This is a genomic window from Enterococcus songbeiensis (assembly GCF_005405265.1).
Taxonomy (GTDB): Bacteria; Bacillota; Bacilli; order Lactobacillales; family Enterococcaceae; genus Enterococcus_C; species Enterococcus_C songbeiensis.
Genome location: NZ_BJDS01000010.1, coordinates 52,025 through 74,660 on the forward strand (window position 1 = coordinate 52,025; position 22,636 = coordinate 74,660).

Genomic DNA, 22,636 nt, shown 5'->3' on the forward strand with positions numbered 1-22,636 from the left:
TCTTACCTTGACATAAATAAGGAGGAAAATCGTGAGCGAAGCAAAGAAAAATATCCATGATGTAAATTTAACCAGCGAAATGAAAGAGTCCTTCATCGACTATGCCATGAGCGTAATTGTTGCTCGGGCCCTTCCAGATGTCCGCGACGGCTTAAAACCGGTCCATCGGCGAATCCTTTACGGGATGAACGAATTAGGTGTAACACCGGATAAACCCCATAAAAAATCAGCCCGGATTGTCGGAGATGTTATGGGGAAATACCATCCCCACGGCGACAGTGCCATCTATGAATCAATGGTGCGGATGGCACAACCCTTTAGTTACCGTTACATGCTAGTAGACGGCCACGGAAATTTCGGCTCTGTCGATGGTGACGGTGCTGCGGCGATGCGGTATACCGAAGCCCGCATGAGCAAATTAGCGTTAGAGATGTTGCGGGACATCAATAAAAATACTGTAGGCTTTATCAGCAACTATGATGATACCGAAAGAGAACCAGAAGTTTTACCGGCACGTTTTCCTAACTTGCTGGTAAATGGAACTACCGGGATCGCAGTAGGGATGGCGACCAACATTCCTCCACATAACTTGAATGAAGTCATTGCAGCGATTGATTTGTTGATGGAAAACCCAGAAGTGACCAACAGCGAATTGATGGAAGTTTTACCAGGACCAGATTTTCCAACAGGGGGTCTTGTCATGGGAAAATCCGGCATTCGTCGGGCCTATGAAACTGGAAAAGGATCAATCACGATCCGCGGTCGGGTAGAAATCACCGAGATGCCTAACGGAAAAGAACGAATTTTGGTGACTGAACTGCCTTACATGGTCAACAAAGCCAAGCTGATTGAACGAATCTCAGAACTTCATCGCGACAAACGGATCGAAGGAATCACGGATCTACGGGACGAATCTTCTCGGGAAGGCATGCGGATCGTCATTGACGTTCGACGGGATGTCAGCTCTTCGGTTATTTTGAATAATTTATATAAAATGACGTCATTGCAAACCTCTTTTGGCTTCAATATGTTGGCCATCGAAAAAGGTGTGCCAAAGATTCTCAGCTTAAAACAAATCTTGGAAAATTATGTCGAACACCAACGGGAAGTTGTGACTCGTCGGACAGAATTTGACAAAAACAAAGCTGAAGCCAGAGCGCATATTTTAGAAGGTTTGCGGATTGCTTTGGATCACATTGATGAAATTATTGCGATTATTCGCGGATCAAAATCAGATGATGTGGCCAAAACCACGATGATGGACCGCTTCAAGCTGTCAGATCGACAAGCGCAAGCGATTTTAGACATGCGTTTACGCCGATTGACCGGTTTGGAACGGGAAAAAATCGAAAATGAATACCAAGATTTACTGACTTTAATTGCTGATTTGAAGGAAATTTTAGCAAATCCAGAACGGGTTTCTGAAATCATCCGAACAGAATTAGGTGAAATTGCCAATCGTTTCGGAGATAAACGCCGGACGGAATTGTTGGTGGGTGAAGTGTTGAGTTTGGAAGACGAGGACTTGATCGAAGAAGAAGAAATCGTGATTACCTTGACCAACAACGGCTACATCAAACGTTTGGCAAAAAGTGAATTTCGCGCGCAACGCCGTGGCGGCCGCGGAATTCAGGGGATGGGCATTCACGATGAAGACTTTGTGAAGACGCTGGTTTCTTGTTCCACCCATGATACGTTGTTATTCTTTACCAATAAAGGAAAAGTTTATCGGGCGAAGGGCTATGAAATTCCAGAATATGGTCGGACAGCTAAGGGAATCCCAGTAATCAATCTATTGGGAATCGACTCCAGTGAAAAGATCCAAACGATTATTTCCGTTGACGGTTCACCAAAAGATGGTCGCTATCTCTTCTTTACGACACTATTGGGTGTAGTTAAGCGGACTTCAGTAACGGCATTTGCCAATATCCGCAGCAATGGACTGATTGCTATCGGATTGAAGGAAGGCGATGAGTTAGTCAACGTCTTGGAAACAAATGGTGAAAATGTCATTATCATTGGCACGCATAACGGTTATTCCGTTACCTTCAAGGAAGAAGCCGTCCGAGATATGGGACGGACTGCAGCAGGTGTTCGCGGAATTCGTTTACGTGAAGAGGATTATGTCGTTGGCGCAGCTGTTATTACTCCTGATCGGGAAGTACTGGTCATTACCGAAAACGGCTATGGCAAACGAACCGGCGGCGATCAATACCCAATCAAAGGTCGGGGAGGCAAAGGGATCAAGACTGCCAATATCACGACGAAAAATGGTCCACTGGCTGGTCTGACGACGGTAAACGGAGAAGAAGATATTTTACTGATCACCAATCGTGGTGTAATCATTCGTTTCAATGTTGCGACAGTCTCGCAAACCGGACGGGCAACCTTAGGGGTTCGTTTGATGAAGATGGAAGACAATGCCAAGGTAGTTACCATGGCAGCCGTTGATCCAGAAGCGATTGAAGAGGAAGCAGAAAGTGTTGACCCAGAATAAGAAAGTAGACCGCCTAGTTTGTAGGTGGTCTTTTTTCTAAAGCGAGACGTAAAAAAAGAAATGTGGATAAATAAAACCGTCAAAAGTTTTCCCCAGTGGATAACTTTTGACGGTTTCTTTTTATCTTTTTTCACAAATTCGTTTGACATTTTGTGCTTTTTTTTCGTTATAGAGGTAAAGGGATCGGAGGGAAAAAGATGCGTTATTATTTGGATACGAAAATTGAACTCTTGTTTCAAAATGGGCGGGGACAGCTCTTTAAGCAGGGATTGAACGATGTCATCAAAGGACCAACAGAAGAAGCGCTGCACCGCTGGACTGAACTTTGTCAGCGATTGATGCCGTCAGAATTTGCAGCTGTTGCAGTTATTGAAACCACACGAAAAATACAAAAACTGGCAAAAGAGGAGGATTATTTAGAAAAAGTGAAGCTGCGAAATTTCAGAAGGGAGGGAGATGCTCGAAAAAAGCTGTCCTTAACTTTTTTGGATGGCAACAATCGTCCCCACACCTTTATGCCAATTGCCTGTCGAGAGGATCTGACCGAAGCAGAGGTGCGGGAGATTATGACAGAGATGACGAAAGTGAAACTTTTTGAAAAAGAAGGCGTTCGTCGGTTTTGCTATATGGAAAGCGCCAAGTATGTGGAGCAAGAAGAACAAATTCTTTTTGAAATAAAAGATTTGAAAAAAGATTCGACTGAAAAAGGCGTATTTAAAACTAGAGGAGAGAAAAACAGCAGCTAAAAATTCAGAAAAGCCGCAATTCTTTTACGAAAAAAGCCTGGAGAATCAGCGATTCTTTGCTTGCCTTTTAGGAACTTTTCCTGTATAATTTGACTTTGTGAGTAGTCTTTTATGACAGCTCTCCTTGCTCTTAGGGAATTCTAAGGGCCAAAGTCCATAGGGAGGTGAAAATCAATGGAAAACACGAAGTATGAAATCTTATACATCATTCGTCCTAACATTGATGAGGAAGCAAAATCTGCTTTGATCGAACGTTTCGATACAATCTTGAAAGATAACGGAGCTGAAGTTATCGAATCAAAAGATTGGGAAAAACGCCGTCTAGCGTATGAAATGAATGGATTCCGCGAAGGCATCTATCACATCGTAAAAGTTTCTTCTCCATCAAGTGCAGGTGCAATCAATGAATTTGATCGTCTTGCAAAAATCAACGACGATATTCTTCGTCACATGATTGTTAAAGAAGAAGAATAAAAATGTTTCACGTGAAACAAATTTTAACGATGAGGAGATGAATCGATTTGATCAATAATGTCGTATTAGTTGGACGATTGACTAAAGATCCTGATTTACGTTACACTGCTAGCGGATCGGCGGTAGCTACTTTCACACTTGCTGTAAATCGCAACTTCACAAACCAAAGCGGTGAACGTGAAGCTGATTTTATCAACTGTGTCATTTGGCGCAAACCAGCCGAAACAATGGCGAATTATGCACGCAAAGGTACTCTGCTGGGAGTTACCGGACGGATTCAAACCCGTTCTTATGAAAACCAACAAGGTCAGCGGGTCTATGTAACGGAAGTTGTTGCTGAAAACTTTCAATTATTAGAATCACGTTCAGCATCTGAACAACGTCGTACAGATGGTGGCGGGTATTCCAATAATTCTTTCAACAATACCAATACAAGTTCTAACTCGAACGCTAACTCCAATTCATTTGGTAATCAAAATCAATCATCTCAACCATCAACCGGAATGCCGAATTTCGATCGTGATACTTCTGATCCATTTGGAACAGATTCTTCGATCGACATTTCAGACGATGATTTACCATTCTAGTATTTTTAGTTGATAGGAGGGAAACAGAATGGCACAACAAAGAAGAGGCGGACGTAAACGTCGTAAAGTTGATTATCTTGCAGCAAATCATATTGAACACGTAGACTATAAAGATGTTGAATTATTGAAACGTTTTATTTCAGAACGTGGAAAGATTTTGCCACGCCGTGTAACAGGTACCGGCGCTAAAAACCAACGTAAATTAACTATTGCGATCAAACGCGCACGTATCATGGGCTTACTACCATTTGTAGGCGAAGAATAATTAGAATTTCAAAGATGGAACAAAAGTCAATTGATTTTTGTTTCATCTTTTTTATGTTATTTAAATGATGGGTTTTCGCGAAAATGTTTCACGTGAAACATCCTAAATCGCATTCACAGGCAAGTTGTGATAAAATAAAAGAGATGAAATGAGTTGTAGTGAGGAGTTATCTATGAAAAAAGAAGTTTTTGGGAAACTTGCTTTGCTTTGTTGTCTCTTGCAGGTCCTGAGTCTCCTGTTTCTCAATAAATGGCTGGCAGTTGGCATCGTGATTGTTGCCAATCTTTTTCTTTTTCAAATGCACATTCGTTTGCGCCGATGGCATCAAATCAGTGAGCAGGAGAGTATCCGAATGTCTGCCAGAGTTGCGCAGGAAAACTCCAAATATTTATCTGAGAAATCACCTTCCTTGATCTTTATCTATGATGAGCATCAGCAGGTAGAATGGATGAACCAAAATGCGCTGCAACTGCTGCACAAGTACAGCAAGTCTGTTTGGCAGGACTATTTGGTCAATTTGCTGAATCACAATAAGGAACAGGGCTTGCTGCATTTACCAGATGATGTATATACCTATTCCATGGATCGAAAAAAAGGAATTCTTTTTCTATACAATGTCACGGATCAGGAACGGGCAAAGAAGAAACAATTGGCAATTCGTCCGGGAATCGGAATTATTTCGGTAGATAATTATACCGACGTCGTGGATAAAATGGATGATAAGGAAGTTTCTTATTTGAATTCCCTGATTACCACGGTTATTTCTGATTGGATCAACGAATATCAGATTTTTTATAAACGCCTGAATGCGGAACGTTATTTTTTTGTAGCCCACAATGAAGACATCGATAAAATGGCACAGGATGAATTTTCTTTGATGGAGCGAATCCGCAAAGCCACGGAAGAACAGGCACCACCATTGACCATCAGTATTGGTGTAGCGTATGGTTCAGAATCGTTGGTGAAAATTGGGGAAGTTGCCCAAAATAATTTGGATATGGCATTGGTGCGTGGGGGAGATCAAACCGTTCTCAAAGAAGCGTTGGACGAAGCCAAACCGAAATTTTTCGGCGGCAATACTGCCGGCACTGCAAAGAGAACACGTGTTCGCTCTCGTGCCATGAGTACGGCGCTGAAAAATATTATCAATGAAAACAATGACATCTATATTATGGGTCACCGTTTTCCAGATATGGACGCAATCGGTTCGGCTTTTGGGGTTGCTTGTTTGGCGGACTTTCAAGGCAAGACCAATTATATTGTGATTGACGAAAATGAGCTGATTCCTGATGTGGAACGTTGTCTGGAGGAAATCCATAAACATGAAGAGCTGGAAGCCAAGCTGATTACGGTACAACAGGCGATGGGGCAAATCACCAAGGATAGTTTGCTGATTATGGTGGATTACCACAAGCCTTCTCTTTCGATTTCGCAACCTCTTTACGAGCAATTTGAAAAGGTCGTGATTATCGATCATCATCGACGAGGGGATGAATTTCCGTCGAAACCGTTATTGACCTATATTGAATCTTCCGCATCTTCTGCCTCGGAATTAGTCAGCGAATTGATCCAATACGAGAGCAACAGTCAGAAGAAACTTGATAAAATAACAGCAACACTCCTGCTTTCAGGAATGATTGTGGACACGAAAAGCTTTGCGGTACGAACCAGCAGCCGAACCTTTGACGTTGCCAGTTATTTAAAAGACAGCGGAGCAGATGGTGCAATCGTCCAGTACATGTTAAGTACCGATCTAACGTCCTTCTTGGAAATCAGTGAGATGGTGGCAAGCAGTGAATTTATTACCACCAGTATCGTGGTTGCCTGCGGATCGGAAGAAAAGCTGTACGACAGCGTTACCGCCGCAAAAACAGCAGATACGTTGCTTTCAATGAATGGCGTGGAAGCTGCGTTTGTCATCACGAAACGTGAGGACGGCAAAGTGGGAATCAGCGCCCGCAGCAGTGGCAAAGTCAATGTCCAAAAACTTATGGAAACACTAGGGGGCGGCGGACATTTTACCAACGCAGCGACACAAATTTCCGGAAAAAAGATTAACGAAGTGAAAACAATGTTATATAATGAATTAAAAGAGTACCAAGTGAAAGAGGGGACCACGGAATGAAAGTAATTTTTATTGAAGATGTCAAAGGCAAAGGCAAAAAAGGCGACATCAAAGAAGTACCAACCGGATATGCACAAAACTATTTGCTGAAAAATCATCTGGCAAAAGAAGCGACATCGGAAAGTCTTGCGGAAATGAAGGGCAAGAAAAAAGCCCAAGAAAAACATGAATCAGAAATTTTGGCAGAAGCCAATCAATTGAAGGCCTTTATTGAAAAAGAAGAAACAGTGGTAGAAATCAAAGCAAAGGCAGGAGAAGACGGCCGTCTCTTTGGCTCGATTCCTTCAAAACAAATCGCAGAAGGTCTGAAAAAGCAATACGATGTCAAAATTGACAAACGTAAACTCGAATTGGCGAATCCCATTCGGACACTAGGCTATACAAAAGTTCCAATCAAGCTACATCCTGAAGTATCAGCGACCCTGAAAGTCCATGTGGCAGAATAAGTAACCAAGTGAAAACAACAGCTTACAGGCTCAGAAGTTTCCTTCTGGGCCTATATTGTGCTTTCCTAAAATATCTTGTAGAATTAGTAGACCGAAATGATTTTAAAAGACTGATTTTTCCTAGTAACGCAAACCTGCCAGTTCCACTAATGTACAGTGTCTAGTGGAATGGGGATAGGGCATGAGAAACAGACTAAATTTTCTGTAAAGAAAATTTAATACTTTAAAACGAATAAGGAGAACACAATGGTAGAATGGCAAGATCGGATGCCGCCGCAAGACATTGAAGCAGAACAAGCTGTCTTGGGAGCAATTTTTCTTGAACCAGATGAATTGATCAATGCGATGGAAGTCGTTGAAGCCAAAGACTTCTATCAAAGACGGCATCAAATCATTTTTCAAGGAATGATCAATTTAAGCGACCGCAATGAAGCGATCGATGTAGTGACATTAAAGGCGGAAGTCGAAAAAAGCAATGCGCTGGAGGATATCGGTGGTGTCAGTTATTTGGTGGAGTTGAGCCAGACAACGCCTTACGCCGGCAGTATCGGCTTTTATGCGAAAATTGTCAGCGACAAGGCACTTTTGCGTAATCTGATCCAAGCAGCCAATCAAATCGTTACAGAAGGCTTTGAACAAAGCGGTGATATTTCCGCTATCGTTGAAAATGCAGAGAAACGGATTTTAGAGGTTTCCGAGCGCCGCAACAGCAATGGGTTCCAAATGATTGCAGATGTACTGACACAAGCCATCGAAAACATCGATCAATTGGCGCAAAATAATGAAGAAATCACGGGACTTCCCACCGGCTACCCAGCATTAGATAAAATGACAGCAGGATTGCAGGAAGAAGAATTGATTATCCTTGCTGCCCGACCAGCTGTCGGAAAAACAGCTTTTGCTTTGAATATTGCGCAAAATATCGGTACAAAAACCGATCGTTCCGTGGCTATTTTTAGTTTGGAAATGGGGGCAGAGTCCTTGGTACGGCGGATGCTTTGTGCGGAAGGATCGATTGAAGCCAGCCATTTGCGTACTGGACAATTGACGGAAGAAGAATGGCGTAATTTGATTATTGCCATGGGAAGTTTATCCAAGGCCAATATTTATATCGATGATACTCCCGGAATCAAAATCTCGGAGATTCGTGCCCGTTGTCGCCGATTAGCCCAAGAAAAGAAAAATCTTGGACTGATTTTAATCGATTATTTGCAGTTGATTGAAGGAACGGGTCGGGAAAACCGCCAACAAGAAGTTTCCGAAATTTCCCGGCAACTAAAAAAATTAGCCAAAGAATTAAAAGTACCTGTCATCGCCTTGTCCCAGCTTTCACGGGGTGTGGAGCAACGGCAGGACAAACGCCCCGTGTTGAGTGATATCCGTGAATCCGGATCAATCGAGCAGGATGCGGATATCGTTGCCTTTTTGTATCGGGAGGATTACTACCAACGAGACGGGGAAGAGGACGCCCCTGAAGAAGCCCACAACGACAATATCGTTGAAGTCATCATTGAAAAAAACCGGAGCGGGGCACGGGGGACGGTAGAATTGTTATTTATCAAGGAGTACAACAAATTCTCCTCCTTGTCACCAAGAGAAGAATTTTGAGCCAAAAGCAGAAGGTTGCGGCCTTCTGCTTTTTTTCTGCAATTTTTTTGATTATTCATGAAAAAAAGGTTTTTTTGACTCAATCCAAAATAATGTTCGTGTTTTACTAGATTAATTAATAAAATTAAAACGAATATTCGATTATTAGTTGCCTTAGGGGAGGATTATTGATACAATAATTCAGGATCAAGAAGAAAGAATGAGGTGTTCGAATGTCATCAGTAGTTGTAGTAGGAACACAATGGGGCGACGAAGGCAAAGGAAAAATCACAGACTTTTTAAGTGAAAATGCAGAAGTGATCGCTCGTTACCAAGGAGGAGACAATGCCGGACATACCATCAAATTCGACGGTGTGACCTATAAATTGCATTTGATTCCGTCCGGGATATTTTACAAAGATAAAATCAGCGTAATCGGAAACGGTGTTGTGGTTAATCCGAAATCCCTCGTGACCGAATTGAACTATTTGAAAGAACACAAGGTGCAAACCGACAATCTGCGGATTTCTGATCGGGCGCATGTTATCTTGCCTTACCATATCAAATTGGATCAATTACAAGAAGATGCGAAGGGCGACAATAAAATCGGTACCACCATCAAAGGGATCGGACCTGCGTATATGGATAAAGCCGCTCGTGTGGGGATTCGGATTGCCGATTTATTAGATAAAGAAATTTTTGAAGAACGGTTACGGATCAATTTGGAAGAAAAAAATCGTCAATTCGTGAAAATGTTTGATTCAGAACCAATCACTTTTGAAGAAATTTTTGAAGAATATTATGAATATGGTCAACAAATCAAAAAATATGTCACCGATACTTCAGTTATTTTAAATGATGCTCTTGATGCAGGTAAACGGGTGTTATTTGAAGGCGCGCAAGGGGTAATGCTGGATATCGATCAAGGAACCTATCCATTTGTGACCTCCTCCAATCCGGTAGCCGGCGGGGTAACCATCGGCAGCGGCGTTGGTCCATCAAAAATCAATAAAGTTGTTGGCGTCTGCAAAGCCTACACATCACGAGTGGGGGATGGTCCATTTCCGACTGAATTATTTGATGAAACCGGCGAACGCATTCGGGAAGTCGGCCGCGAATACGGGACAACAACAGGACGTCCCCGTCGTGTCGGCTGGTTTGATTCCGTGGTAATGCGCCATTCAAAACGAGTTTCCGGGATCACTAATCTGTCATTGAATTCGATTGATGTCCTGAGCGGATTAGAAACTGTTAAAATTTGTACGGCTTATGAACTTGACGGGGAATTAATTTATCATTACCCAGCAAGTTTGAAGGAATTGAAACGGTGCAAACCAGTCTACGAAGAACTTCCTGGCTGGAGTGAAGATATCACCAGCTGTAAAACACTAAGTGAATTGCCTGAAAATGCCCGTAATTATGTACGACGGGTGTCCGAATTAGTCGGTGTACGCATCTCGACTTTCTCTGTTGGACCCGACCGTACTCAAACCAATATTTTGGAAAGTGTCTGGGCACAAATCTAAGCAGCAATAAATCGATCAAAAAGAGATGCTGATTCCGTAAAAAAAACGGTGTCAGCGACTCTTTTTGTTTTTTTATTGCTATTCTATGATAAAATGGGAATAGATTTAAGTGGATACAACTTCACCGAGAAGGTTTCGTGAAGGAGAGACAAATGCGAAAATCAAACTAAATTTTCTAAAAGGAAAATGGATCACCAAAATAGGAGGCATCGTTATGTACCAAATCATTACTGACTCATGCTGCGACATTCCTTTTCAACAGTTGGAAGAAGTCGGGGTTGCTTATATTCCCATGCTGATTGAAATGGATGGACAAGAATATGTAGACGATCTTGGTAAGACCTTTGATTACGAACAATTTCTTGAAAAAATAAAAGCCAATCACCAAGCAACGACAACACAGATCAATGTCGGTCGCTACGTGGAATTTTTCCGTCCTTATGTGGAACAACAAACACCGATTTTGTATTTGGCATTTTCTTCTGGAATGAGCGGTTCTTATAATAGCGCCTTGCAAGCAGTCGCTTTGCTGAAAGAAGACTACCCGGAAGTACAGATTACTGTCGTTGACACATTGGCGGCTTGTGCCGGTGAGGGACTGCTGGTCATGGAAGCACAAAAACGCCAAGCTCAAGGCAAAACTTTGGAAGAAGTAGCACAATGGGTCGAAAAAAACAAAATGAACCTGCAATCATGGGTAACCGTGGATGATTTGAAACATTTGGAACGAGGCGGACGTATCTCAAAAACCGCAGCGGCAGTCGGCGGGTTATTGAATGTCAAACCGATCATTCATGTGGATGCTACGGGGCATTTAAAAAACGTGGACAAAGTGCGGGGACGGAACAAATCCTTGCAGAAAGTGGCGGACGAAACCATCAATCGCATCGCTTCTAAAGAAGATCAAATCATTTATATCGCCTATTCCGGAGATCGCCCAAGTGCTGAAAAAGTGGCAGATCTGCTAAAACAAAAAATAACCATCAAAGAATTGAAGCTGCTGCCGATGGGACCAACCATCGCCAGTCATACCGGCTACGGCTGTATCGCTGTCTTTTCCTTTGGTGAAGTGCGCGTGGATTAAGTTGAATAAAAAAATCTTGTATCCTCTTAAACAGTTAGTCTGAGGATACAAGATTTTTTTATTCAATTATATTAGTTAGAATTTTAGTAACAACGGTATTTGAATCAGTGATTTCTAGTTTTTCTTGAAGCAAACTGGCAACTTCAATTCCTAATTCATAAGGATTTTGTTTTACAAAGGTAATAATATTTTTAGAAAAAATCTGTTGAAAAGTAATTTGACCATAGGAAGCTATCGGATAAAGTACACGATCTTTATCACTAAAATTTTCATACATTTCTGTAATTATACCTGAAGTCATGGTATTACTTAATGAAATAATACCACATCCATTAGGAAAATCAGTTCTAATTTTTGAAAATATTTTTTTAGCATTTTTCTCGTTATATTGTCCATCGTAATAGTGAAAAGGAATATTTTTTTCTCCCAAAGCTTTTTTTACGCCCTGAATTCGCTCATACCCGATAGAAAGATATTCATAACCACCAAGTAAAGCAATTTCTTTAACAGTAGTTGTTTCCAAAAATTTAATAGTCAGTTCATAAGCAGATTTATTATTTGACTCTCCAACAAAATCTATTCGCGGTTTAATATCTATTAAGCGATCTACTGTGATAATTTTTGTTCCCATTTTTACTAATTCTTTGATAAATGATTCATTATAGCCAATAGTAGCTAAGACAATTATTTCAGCATTACTTTCGTATAATTTACGTAAAATGGACTCTTCTTTTTGAGGGTTATCATCAGAGCTAGCAATATAGAAAACATAATCTGAACGGTTAAAATGGTCCTCAATTCCTTTAATCAGCTGCATAAAGAATTCATTTGCCAATGTTGGAATAATTATTCCAATAATATTACTACTATTTTTTTTTAAATTTGCAGCAGTTTTATTTGAAAAATAATTTAATTCTTCAATTGCTGCATTAACTTTTTCCTTATTTTCAGAAGTTACCGTGTTTATATTATTTATGACTCGTGAGACTGTTGCAATCGAAACATTTGCAAGTTTAGCAACTTCTTTAATCGTAACTCGGTTCAATGTTTTTCTCCTTAGGTTAAAAATACTTTTTAAGTAAACGTTTACTATTACATCATATAGAATACAACTAAGCGGACTTAAAAACAATAAAAAACACGTTTCTAAACAATTATAAAATATTTTATTGAGGTATGAAAGTATATACACATAATGAAATTTAAATTAAGAAACAAATTAGAAACAAAAATAACGTATTGAATTCTTAAACGAGAGACTGTATTATTAATTTTGTAAAAAGCAAACGCTTTCAATGGAATGTGGGCGTTTGCTTGCTAAAAGCCTCCACAAGTAAACGTTTACTTGTGGAAAAAGCAAATCATATTTTTTTTAAAAGCGTAAGTAAACGTTTACTTGGAGGGGTATTTAATGGCTAAAATTGTTATATTAGGAAGCTTCATGATGGATCTTCTGACAAAAGCAACCCGTTTACCTGAAAATGGTGAAACACTAATTGGCGTTGATTTTGATAAGAATGCTGGAGGAAAAGGAGCTAATCAGGCGGCAACTATTGCAAAGTTAGAAGAAGAAGTTACTTTTATTGGAATGGTCGGAAAAGATGATTTTGGTATTGAGGCAAAAGAGGTCTTAAATAGAGTAGGAGTAGATACAGAATATATGTTATCTACGAGTAAGTCATCAACAGGTGTGGGGTGTGTTTGGGTAGATAAAGATGGTAACAATAGAATAATAGTAGTTCCAGGAGCAAATTTGCAATTTTCAATGGATGACTTTAATGAAGTAAAGTCGATTATTTTGGATGCAGAATTACTAGTTTTGCAATTAGAGATGGATCTGAGTGTAACAAAAAGAGTGATTGAGTTTGCCTATAAAAATCAAATAAAAGTTTTGTTGAATCCAGCCCCGGCCGTTTTATTAGAAAAGGACATTTTACAAAAAATTAGCTACTTAACACCTAATGAAACAGAACTTGGTATTTTAACTGATAAAAAAATTAAAACAAGGAAGGATGTAATCGAATCCTCACGATTATTAATAGAAATGGGAGTTGAAAACGTCATTGTCACTCTCGGTGAAAAAGGAGCATTATGGATGGACAATAATTTTCAAATAACCGAAATGGGTGCATTCAAAGTGGAGCCTGTTGATACTGTAGCTGCAGGGGATTCATTTAATGGTGCGTTAGCTTATGGTCTTGTAAATAATATGAATAAAAAAGAAATCTTACTATTGGCAAATACTGTAGGAGCTTTCACTGTAACAAAATCAGGAGCAATTAAGTCTTTGCCAACGAAGAAAGATCTTGTAAATCTAAACAGAATATTAATTTAAGGTATTGTGATGAAAAGAAAAAGAACAACAATTCGAGATGTTGCTACTGAAGCACAGCTATCAATTGCTACTGTTTCACGAGTAATAAATAATCTCGGTACGGTCTCTGAAGATAATAAAAACAAGGTTTTAGAAGCAATAAAAAGAACGAATTATTATTCAAATATGACTGCCTCAAATTTAAAGAGGAATAGCAGCAACATTGTGGGAATCGTAATTCCTAATGTTACAAATGAGTATTTTATGCAAATTATAAAAGGGCTGGAGGATACGTTTAGCAAACAGAAGTATGTACTTTATATAGCTAGTTCAAATGATAATCCAGTACATGAAAAAAATATTTTGAAAAAATTTCTCGAAAACAATGTAGAAGCCGTTATTTTAGCTACTACCGGAGAAAATGATTCTTTTATTGAAGAGTTAGCTACTACAGGATTGAAAATTATTTCAATTGATAGACAAGTTGAAAAAGCTTCTAATATAAGCTTTGTTGGGGAGGCTAATTTCCAAAATGCTTATAAATTGACAAAAAAATTTTTAGAGAATGTTACACAGCCAATAGTTATAGTAAATGGGTTACAGAATTTATCAGTTGGAAATGATCGATTGTGTGGAACTATTTCGGCTTTAGAGGAAGTGGGGGAGGATTACTCCATATTAGATGGGAACTACACTGAAAAAGGAGGAGAAATTTTATTTAGAGAAATAATAGATAGATTTCCAAATGGATGCAATATTATTTCACTTAACAATGCAATGACTACTGGAATAATTAAAGCTATTTATGAAAGACTTCCACAAGACCAACGCGAATCATATAAAATTGCTTCCTATGGTAAGATTCAGTTTCAAAATTTATTTCAAAATTTTATTTTGTGCTATGTGCAGCAAGAACCAAGAGAGATTGGAATTGAAGCAGCAAAATTAGTAATAAGAATGAATGAAAAAAAATACTACGAAAATCAAACTAGGTTAGTTATGAAAACGGTTATTCAAGGAGGAAGTTAGATGGAAAATGTATTGGATCGAGCAAGAGCGGTAATTGATACCGAGCAACGGGCGCTAAAGTCAGTGGGAGACAATCTTAATTCGGAGTTTTTGAAAGTAGTACATGCTGTTCAAAAAAGAAAAGGAAAGGTTGTTTTTACAGGTGTGGGTAAATCTGGACACATCGGACAAAAATTAGCTGCTACTTTCTCAAGTTTAGGAATTACTTCGATTTTCGTTCATAGCACGGAAGCAGTACATGGTGATTTGGGAATGGTTAATAAAGAGGATGTTGTTTTTTTATTATCAAACAGCGGAGAAACGAGAGAGGTGTTAGCAGTAATTCCGTCATTAAGTAAAATCGGTTGTTTTAAGATAGCATTTACTTCAAAAAAAAATTCCTCTTTGGCACATGCTTGCGATCTTACTTTAGCTTACAGCTATGAAAATGAAGCAGATCAATTGAATTTGGCTCCCACAACGAGTGCTATTATTATGTTGGCTTTAGGGGATAGCTTAGGTGTTACCTTATCCGAATCTGCTAACTTTAGTAGTGATGATTTTCATCTTTATCATCCTGGGGGGTCCCTTGGAGAAAAATTAGAAAAAACAGGAGGAGAATAAAATGAATAAAAAAGTATTATCATTTGTTACAATTGTTGGAGCTGTACTACTTTTAGGAGCTTGTGGTAATAAAAAAGAAAATTCTTCTAGCAGTGACAAAACTAAAATTGAATTTTGGAACCATTGGACCAGTGAAGGTGGAGAAGGGAAATTTTTTAATGAAAAAATTAAAGAGTACGAAGAAAAGAATCCATCTATAGATATCGTTCAAAAAAATATTCCAATTGATGACTATACCGGTACTAAATTAACTACTGCCTTTGCTACAGGTGAAGGACCAGATGTTTTTAGTGCAAGTCCAGGTACAATTAATACGTTTATTGAATCAGGTATTACTTATCCTCTCGATAAATATTTTGATGAAGAAGTACTAAAAGATTATTCAGAAGAATCAATTAAAGATGTTACAAAAGATGGAAAAATCATTGCTATACCATTTGAGCAAGATTTAATGGCTTTGTTCTATGACAAAGACATGTTTGAAAAAGTTGGAATCCAACCACCAACAACTTGGGATGAAATGATAACAGCAGCAAAAAAATTAACTACGGATGAAATTTCGGGAATTACTTACGATTTAACGAAAGGAGCATATGGTAATTTTTCGTTCATGCCATTTGTATGGCAGTCAGGTGGGGATTTCTTCGATGGTGAAAAATCATTGCTTAATACTAAACCAGTAATAGATGCTCTGACTTTGTGGAAAAAAATGGTTGATGACGGCAGCGCTAACCTAAAGCCTTCTCGTTTTGCTAGTGATGTGGGGATTTTGGGAGATGAAGAAACTGCAATGTGGATTGGCGGAAGTTTTGGTATTAAAGCATTGGAAGACGATTATGCAGATACCAATGTTGGTGTAGTTCCGTTACCTATTCCAGAGGATGGGATGCCTACTTCAGTTGCAGGCGGTTGGAAATTAGTTGTCAATTCTCAAAGTAAGCATGCAGATGAAGCAGCAAAATTTGCTAAATGGTTATTTCTTGATAAGGATGCTAAGAACAGCACTGAATGGAATACAGAAGTGAAATTTTCCTATTCTCCTAGAAAATCAGTTATTAAAAATGCTGAAGATATCTATCAAAAAGGGTTACGTGCTAACTTTACAAATGATATTTACGGCACTGAACGCCCTGAATTATCAATGGATCCCAAGGTATCCGATATTATTGGAGATATGATTCAAAATGCTTTATTTAGTGATACCCCTGAACAAGCGGCTAAAGATGCAGATAAAAAATTAACGGAATATTTCGAAAGTAATTAATTTTTGAATTATGGAGGTCAAATAAATTTTGACCTCCATAAAGGGGGGAGAACAATGCAAAAAGTAGAACAAAAAAAGCAAAAAAAAACTAAGAAAAGTATAAACAAAACTTTAGGAGAAAGCCTAACGGCCTATTTAATGCTTCTTCCAGATATTTTAGGATTAGCAATATTTGTTTTTATACCTATGCTATATGCTATTTATGTTAGTTTTCATGAATGGAACGGCTTGACTGAAATGAGTTTTATAGGATTGGATAATTATAAAAGACTACTTAGAGATAGCGATTTTTTTAATTCACTAAAAGTCACATTTACTTATGCAATTATCTATATTCCAGCAGTTTATGCTGTTTCATTGGGATTGGCATTAATTACAACAAGTTTGAAAGGAAAATTAGAAGTTTTTGCACGTATGGCTTATTTTATTCCTTATTCAATCTCAACTGTTGTTGCTGCATTAGTATGGACATTTATGTATTCTCCAAAGAGAGGTTATTTCAATGAAATATTGAATCTTTTGGGTATTCCAAACCAAAATTTTTTAGCAGATAGGAATCAGGCACTTTTAAGTGTCGTAGCAGTCGGAGTATGGCTAATCGTTGGATATAATATGGTTATTTTTATATCTGCACTGAAAGATGTACCTCAAACATATTATGAAGCAGCAGAAATAGATGGAGCTAGTTCATTTCAAAAGTTCATTCATGTGACTCTTCCTCAAATAAAAAATACAACAATTTTTATTTTAGTTGTGACGACGATTGGATCTTTTCAGGTTTTTGACCAAATCAAAATTATGACAAACGGAGGACCAGCAAAAGCCACCGAAGTAACAGTATTTAGAATTTATGATCAAGCATTTACAATGTACGATTTTGGATATTCATCTACAATGGCGGTTGCCTTATTCTTATTGATTATGGGTCTATCATATTTCCAATTTAAAACAATGAGAGATGATAAAGTTGATATGGTTAAACACAAAAGGGGGAAGAAAAAATGAGAAGTAGAAGAAAACAAATTATTATTAATATTTGTGCAGTACTGCTTGCTTTATTGTTTCTATTCCCCATCTACGTTATGGTTCTAAGCTCTTTTAAACCGAACAATGAAATATTTAATATGTCTTTGATTCCTAACTTTAAAACGTTAACATTTGAAAATTTTAGACAAGTTTTTGCGAATGGTTCATTTTTTAGGAGTATGATAAATTCTTTTATCATTGCTATAACAATTACAATAACTGCGCTTATTTTCCATTCAATGGCTGGTTATGCCTTAGCAAAGCTTAAATTTCCGGGAAGAAAACTTGTTTTTGCATGGTTTATGAGCACGATGATGATTCCTTTTGCGGTAATCATGATTCCGTTGTTTACGATTGTAAAAGGGATGGGATTAATGAATACCCTTTGGGCAGTTATTCTTCCATTATTGCCTAATGCATACGGTATTTTCTTATATCGACAGTTTTTTATGGATATTCCAGATTCATTGATGGAAGCTGCACGAATTGATGGGTTATCTAATTTTAAAATTTTTTGGAAAATATATATGCCGCTTTCCAAACCAATTACCGTAACTCTTGCAATTACATTCTTTGTTACTAACTGGAATACCTATTTATGGCCATTGATCGTTACTCAGCGTCAAGATTTATGGGTAATTCAAGTTGCAATGGCAAACTTTAAGCAGGAACACACAACTGCTTGGAATCTTATATTGGCTGGAGCAGTAATAGCCGCATTACCAACGGTTATCTTATTTTTCCTATTCCAAAATTATATTAAAGATGGGATAAAAACATCTGGTATGAAAGAATAGTGGTTGAATATACAGTAAATTTATATATATGAGGAGAGATATTATGTTAGGAAGCTCATTGAGAGATATTTGTAAAGAAAGATCAGGTAAAAGAAAACGCTTTTCTAGTTATGATGTCACCGGAGGAAACCGCGACTTCCTCAAACTTTATCCAAATGACAGAAAAGTACTTGCTAATATTAATAAACCAGGTTGCATCACACATATTTGGATAACTATGGCACCGTTAGAAAATATGATGGAGGACTATCTATATAGAAAGATTATTTTGAGAATGTATTGGGATGGAGAAGAGAACCCTAGCGTAGAGGTTCCTATAGGTGATTTTTTTGGCATGGGACATGGAATTACTAAGAACTTTGTTTCAGCACCATTTCAGATGGGTCCTGAAAATGGTCAGGCTTTGAATTGTTTTCTTCCAATGCCGTTTAATGAAAAAGCAGTCATCGAGGTTCAGTGCGAATCAGAAAGACCATTAAAATTTTATTACTACATTGATTATGAAGAATATGAGGAAAACGTTGATACGAACTTGCGATTTCATGCACATTGGCATAGAGAAGTCACTCAAGGATTAAAAGATGAAAATAATGATAATGCCTATTTTGAATTTGGAGGTAAAAATACCTCTGGAGAAAATAATTATGTACTACTAGAAGCGGAAGGAAAGGGACATTATATTGGATGTAACTTGAATATTCACAATTTGCGTTTTACGAATGAATGGAACTGGTACGGTGAAGGCGATGACATGATATTCATTGATGGAGAAGAATGGCCTCCTTCTCTACATGGAACTGGCATGGAAGATTATTTTAATACGGCTTGGTGTCCAACGCAGGAATACAATAGCCCATACTTTGGGTTGATACTTGGTGGCGATCCAAATTGGGCTGGAAAAATATCGACCTATCGTTATCATATAGAAGACCCTGTTATGTTTGATAAATCAATAAAAGTTACTATCGAACACGGTCATAATAACCATCGAAGTGATGATTATAGTAGTACTGCGTATTGGTATCAGACCGAACCTCATAAAGAATTTTTACCAATCATAGGTGTAACAGGCAGATTGCCTTTATCAGATATCATTGAACCAAAAGAATCAGAAACAGAAGATTTTTTTAACTATTAAACAGGCTAAGGAGTAAAGACATGAAAAAAAGTGTTTGGGGATTCTTAATAGTAATAGTTTTCTTTAGCTTAGCTGGTTGTGGTAGCAATAATAATACTGAAGAGAACAATGATAAAAAAATACAATTAAGTTTTTGGAACTTTTGGTCAAAGGGTGGTGGAGAGGAAAAATTTTTTAATGATCGTATCAAAGATTTTGAGACGTTGCACACAAATGTGGAAATTACACAAACGAATGTACCAGTAGACGAATATATGGGAACCAAACTTGCAACTGCTTTTACTTCTGGAACTGGACCAGATATATTTGTTGCAAGTCCGGGAACCATAAGTACATTTATTAATGCTGGAATTCCCTATCCAATGGAAAAATATTTCCCGAAAGAAGTGTTAGCGGATTATTCAAAAGCTTCTATCGACTCTGTTACTGATGAAAAGGGCCATATTTTAGCAGTACCAACAGAACAAGATCTAGTGGCTCTTTTTTATGATAAGAATCTTTTAGATAATGCTAATATAACACCTCCTAAAACATGGGATGAATTAATTCTTGCAGCAAAAAAACTTACAACACCAGAACGAGCAGGTATTACCTTTGAAATGACGAAAGGAGCATTTCAAAATTTTTGTTTAATGCCATTCATTTGGCAGCAAGATAGCAATTACATCGTTGATGGAAGAGCAAATTTAAATTCTCCTGAAGTTATCAAAGCACTAACATTTTGGAGATCTTTTATTGAAGATGGAAGTGCAAATGTTAAACCATCACGTGGAGCAGGTGACGTAGGGATTCTTGGTGATGATGAAACAGCATTGTGGATTGGAGGAACGGTAGGTATACGTGTATTGAATGAGGAGTATAAAGATAGAAATATAGGTGTAATTCCTTTACCTAAACCATCACTAGATGCAAAAGATGTCACGGTTGCTGGAGGGTGGAATTTCGTAGTAAATTCCAAAGGTAAACATCCTGATGAAGCAGCAGAATTTGTTAAATATATGTTTTTAGATGAAGATGGTGTGAGTAGTACAAAATGGAATACAGAGGCTAAATTTTCATACTCCCCTCGCCGAAGTATCATTGACGGATCGCCTGAGTCCTACCAACAAAATTTAGCTAAAGATGTTACTGATAAAATTTATGGAACACAGATTCCTGAATTAACTCTTTCACCAGAAGAAAGTAATATTATTGGTGATATGATTCAAAATGCTTTATTTGCTACATCTCCAACAAAGGCTGCAGAAGAAGCTCAGAAGAAGTTAGAAGCTGCCTTAGCCAAAGAATAAAAAATATACCTTTGGATGAGAATTCATGAAGGACCCGCAAAAGTTAGATTTTATTGTCTAACTTTTACGGGTCCTTCAAAACCCAATGGGTACATTTTTATAGTAACACACGAAAATCACGCATAAAGTGCGGCAACGCGATCCTGTACGTCTTTACTTTCCAAAAATTCATCATAGGTAGTATCCATCCGGTCAACCACACCTTTATTGGAAACGGCGATTACGCGATTTGCCAAGGTTTGGATGAATTGGTGGTCATGGGAAGCGAAAAGCAGTGAGCCGGTAAAGGCCATCAAACCGTCATTCAGCGCAGTGATGGATTCCAAATCCAAGTGATTGGTCGGATCATCTAAAACCAGCACATTGGCTTTTGAAAGCATGATTTTTGACAACATACAACGGACTTTTTCTCCACCGGAAAGGACATTGACCGGTTTCAAGACATCTTCACCGGAAAAGAGCATCCGTCCTAAGAAGCTGCGTAGGAACGTATTGTCGTCTTCTTCCTTCGCTGCATATTGCCGCAACCAATCCAGAATCGTCATTTCGTTGGCGAACTCCTTGCTGGTATCTTTAGGCAGGTAGGCTTGGCTAGTAGTAACCCCCCAGCGAACGCTGCCGGTATCCGGCGTCAATTCCCCCATGATAACCTTAAACAAGGTGGTGGTCACGATATCGTTGTCTGCCACGAAGGCCACTTTGTCTTCTTTGTTCAGGGTAAAGGAAATATTATCTAAAATTTTCTTGCCGTCAATTGTGACACTGACATTTTCTACTTGCAGTAAATCATTACCGATTTCCCGTTCCGGTTTGAAGCCGACAAAAGGATAGCGGCGGGAAGAAGGCTGGATGTCGTCCAATGTGATTTTTTCCAGCATTTTTTTCCGTGAGGTCGCTTGTTTTGATTTCGACGCATTCGCACTGAAGCGAGCGATAAAGTCTTGCAATTCTTTGATTTGTTCTTCTTTTTTCGCATTTTGTTGGGATTGCAGTTTTGTTGCTAACTGACTGGATTCCAACCAGAAATCATAATTGCCGACATATAATTTGATTTTACTGAAATCAAGGTCAGCCATGTGGGTACAAACTTTGTTTAGAAAATGGCGGTCATGGGAAACCACGATCACGGTATTTTCAAAATCAATCAAAAAGTCTTCCAGCCAATTGATGGATTGGATATCCAATCCATTGGTAGGTTCATCCAGCAGCAAAACATCCGGCTTGCCAAACAGTGCCTGTGCCAACAATACTTTCACTTTTTGTCCCGCAGTCAATTCACTCATTTGCAAATGGTGAAGCTCTTCCGGAATGTTTAATCCTTGCAGCATAACTGCAGCTTCCGGTTCCGCTTCCCAGCCGTTCAATTCCGCAAATTCACCTTCTAATTCCGCTGCCTTGATACCGTCTTCGTCTGTAAATTCTTCTTTCATGTAGATGGCATCTTTTTCTTTCATCACGTCATAAAGCCGTTTGTGTCCCATAATAACGGTCTCGATTACGGAATAATCTTCAAAGTCAAAATGATTTTGCTTTAAAACTGCCATCCGTTCGTCCGGACCAATTGTAACATTTCCGGTAGAAGGTTGGATTTCGCCAGATAGTACTTTTAAAAAGGTCGATTTTCCGGCGCCGTTTGCACCAATCAAGCCGTAGCAGTTGCCAGGGATAAATTTAATGTTCACATCATCAAAAAGTTTACGATCAGAAAACTGTAAACTTACGTCACTTACTGTAATCAATGGGTATCCTCACTTTTTCTTATTATTGTCAAGTCTTATAGCATTATAGCGGGGAAAATGGGAAGTTTCAACAAACTTTAAGTAAATTCACATTTTCTGA

20 protein-coding genes are annotated in these 22,636 nt (G+C 38.5%); 18 read left to right on the forward strand and 2 right to left on the reverse strand.

The genetic code is table 11. The features are described 5' to 3' along the window. Positions 1–28: 28 nt before the first annotated feature. From gyrA to FFM66_RS06810, 10 genes are all read left to right on the forward strand, one after another. Positions 29–2,497 carry a DNA gyrase subunit A gene (gyrA, locus tag FFM66_RS06765; protein ID WP_171000814.1) on the forward strand — a complete coding sequence of 823 codons (2,469 nt, stop codon included), beginning with the start codon at positions 29–31 and terminating at the stop codon, positions 2,495–2,497. A gap of 197 nt (positions 2,498–2,694) precedes the next feature. Further along, a complete protein-coding gene (locus tag FFM66_RS06770; RefSeq protein ID WP_237579217.1) occupies positions 2,695–3,243 on the forward strand; it encodes a DUF2922 family protein in 549 nt (182 codons plus the stop codon). Between the two features lie 174 nt (positions 3,244–3,417). Next, the gene (gene rpsF / locus FFM66_RS06775; RefSeq protein ID WP_048604616.1) at positions 3,418–3,717 is read left to right on the forward strand and encodes a 30S ribosomal protein S6; all 300 of its coding nucleotides are present in this window, start codon (positions 3,418–3,420) and stop codon (positions 3,715–3,717) included. Positions 3,718–3,764: 47 nt separating this feature from the next. Beyond that, positions 3,765–4,304, forward strand: a complete 540-nt coding sequence (ssb, locus tag FFM66_RS06780) for a single-stranded DNA-binding protein (RefSeq protein ID WP_048604615.1) — start codon at positions 3,765–3,767, stop codon at positions 4,302–4,304. Positions 4,305–4,332: 28 nt separating this feature from the next. After that, positions 4,333–4,569: a 30S ribosomal protein S18 gene (gene rpsR / locus FFM66_RS06785; RefSeq protein WP_137605410.1), complete on the forward strand. Its 237-nt coding sequence runs from the start codon at positions 4,333–4,335 to the stop codon at positions 4,567–4,569. A 172-nt stretch (positions 4,570–4,741) separates the two neighbouring features. After that, positions 4,742–6,694, forward strand: coding sequence for a DHH family phosphoesterase (locus FFM66_RS06790; RefSeq protein WP_137605411.1), 1,953 nt, complete (start codon positions 4,742–4,744; stop codon positions 6,692–6,694). Next, the gene (gene rplI / locus FFM66_RS06795; protein ID WP_048604612.1) at positions 6,691–7,140 is read left to right on the forward strand and encodes a 50S ribosomal protein L9; all 450 of its coding nucleotides are present in this window, start codon (positions 6,691–6,693) and stop codon (positions 7,138–7,140) included. The genes FFM66_RS06790 and rplI overlap by 4 nt, the downstream gene beginning before the upstream one ends. 246 nt (positions 7,141–7,386) lie before the next feature. After that, on the forward strand, positions 7,387–8,748 hold the full coding sequence (gene dnaB, locus FFM66_RS06800; protein WP_048604611.1) for a replicative DNA helicase: 1,362 nt from the start codon (positions 7,387–7,389) through the stop codon (positions 8,746–8,748). A 212-nt stretch (positions 8,749–8,960) separates the two neighbouring features. Beyond that, a complete protein-coding gene (locus tag FFM66_RS06805; RefSeq protein WP_048604610.1) occupies positions 8,961–10,253 on the forward strand; it encodes an adenylosuccinate synthase in 1,293 nt (430 codons plus the stop codon). A 214-nt stretch (positions 10,254–10,467) separates the two neighbouring features. Then, the gene (locus tag FFM66_RS06810) at positions 10,468–11,337 is read left to right on the forward strand and encodes a DegV family protein (protein ID WP_137605412.1); all 870 of its coding nucleotides are present in this window, start codon (positions 10,468–10,470) and stop codon (positions 11,335–11,337) included. A 58-nt stretch (positions 11,338–11,395) separates the two neighbouring features. Here FFM66_RS06810 and FFM66_RS06815 read toward each other — a convergent pair whose 3' ends face one another. Further along, positions 11,396–12,382: a LacI family DNA-binding transcriptional regulator gene (locus FFM66_RS06815; RefSeq protein ID WP_161526738.1), complete on the reverse strand. Its 987-nt coding sequence runs from the start codon at positions 12,380–12,382 to the stop codon at positions 11,396–11,398. A 366-nt stretch (positions 12,383–12,748) separates the two neighbouring features. On the opposite strand from FFM66_RS06815, the gene rbsK reads away from it, so the two are divergent. Genes rbsK through FFM66_RS06855 form a run of 8 tightly spaced genes read left to right on the forward strand, consistent with a single transcriptional unit; the run spans position 12,749 to position 20,797 of the window. Beyond that, the gene (gene rbsK / locus FFM66_RS06820; protein ID WP_137605414.1) at positions 12,749–13,672 is read left to right on the forward strand and encodes a ribokinase; all 924 of its coding nucleotides are present in this window, start codon (positions 12,749–12,751) and stop codon (positions 13,670–13,672) included. A gap of 9 nt (positions 13,673–13,681) precedes the next feature. Further along, positions 13,682–14,680, forward strand: coding sequence for a LacI family DNA-binding transcriptional regulator (locus FFM66_RS06825; RefSeq protein WP_137605415.1), 999 nt, complete (start codon positions 13,682–13,684; stop codon positions 14,678–14,680). Next, positions 14,681–15,283, forward strand: a complete 603-nt coding sequence (locus FFM66_RS06830; protein WP_137605416.1) for a KpsF/GutQ family sugar-phosphate isomerase — start codon at positions 14,681–14,683, stop codon at positions 15,281–15,283. 1 nt (position 15,284) lies between these two features. After that, a complete protein-coding gene (locus tag FFM66_RS06835; RefSeq protein ID WP_137605417.1) occupies positions 15,285–16,547 on the forward strand; it encodes an ABC transporter substrate-binding protein in 1,263 nt (420 codons plus the stop codon). A gap of 54 nt (positions 16,548–16,601) precedes the next feature. Next, positions 16,602–17,552, forward strand: a complete 951-nt coding sequence (locus FFM66_RS06840) for a carbohydrate ABC transporter permease (RefSeq protein WP_137605418.1) — start codon at positions 16,602–16,604, stop codon at positions 17,550–17,552. Continuing rightward, on the forward strand, positions 17,549–18,370 hold the full coding sequence (locus FFM66_RS06845) for a carbohydrate ABC transporter permease (protein WP_137605419.1): 822 nt from the start codon (positions 17,549–17,551) through the stop codon (positions 18,368–18,370). Before FFM66_RS06840 ends, FFM66_RS06845 begins: the two co-directional genes overlap by 4 nt. A 43-nt stretch (positions 18,371–18,413) precedes the next feature. Further along, a complete protein-coding gene (locus FFM66_RS06850; RefSeq protein WP_137605420.1) occupies positions 18,414–19,508 on the forward strand; it encodes a glycoside hydrolase family 172 protein in 1,095 nt (364 codons plus the stop codon). 20 nt (positions 19,509–19,528) lie between these two features. Continuing rightward, complete coding sequence (locus FFM66_RS06855; protein ID WP_137605421.1) at positions 19,529–20,797, forward strand: ABC transporter substrate-binding protein; 1,269 nt, start codon at positions 19,529–19,531, stop codon at positions 20,795–20,797. 116 nt (positions 20,798–20,913) lie between these two features. On the opposite strand, the gene FFM66_RS06860 is transcribed toward FFM66_RS06855, so the two are convergent. Then, positions 20,914–22,536 (reverse strand): ABC-F family ATP-binding cassette domain-containing protein, encoded by a 1,623-nt coding sequence (locus tag FFM66_RS06860; RefSeq protein ID WP_048604608.1) that lies wholly within the window; start codon positions 22,534–22,536, stop codon positions 20,914–20,916. Between the last annotated feature and the right edge of the window lie 100 nt (positions 22,537–22,636).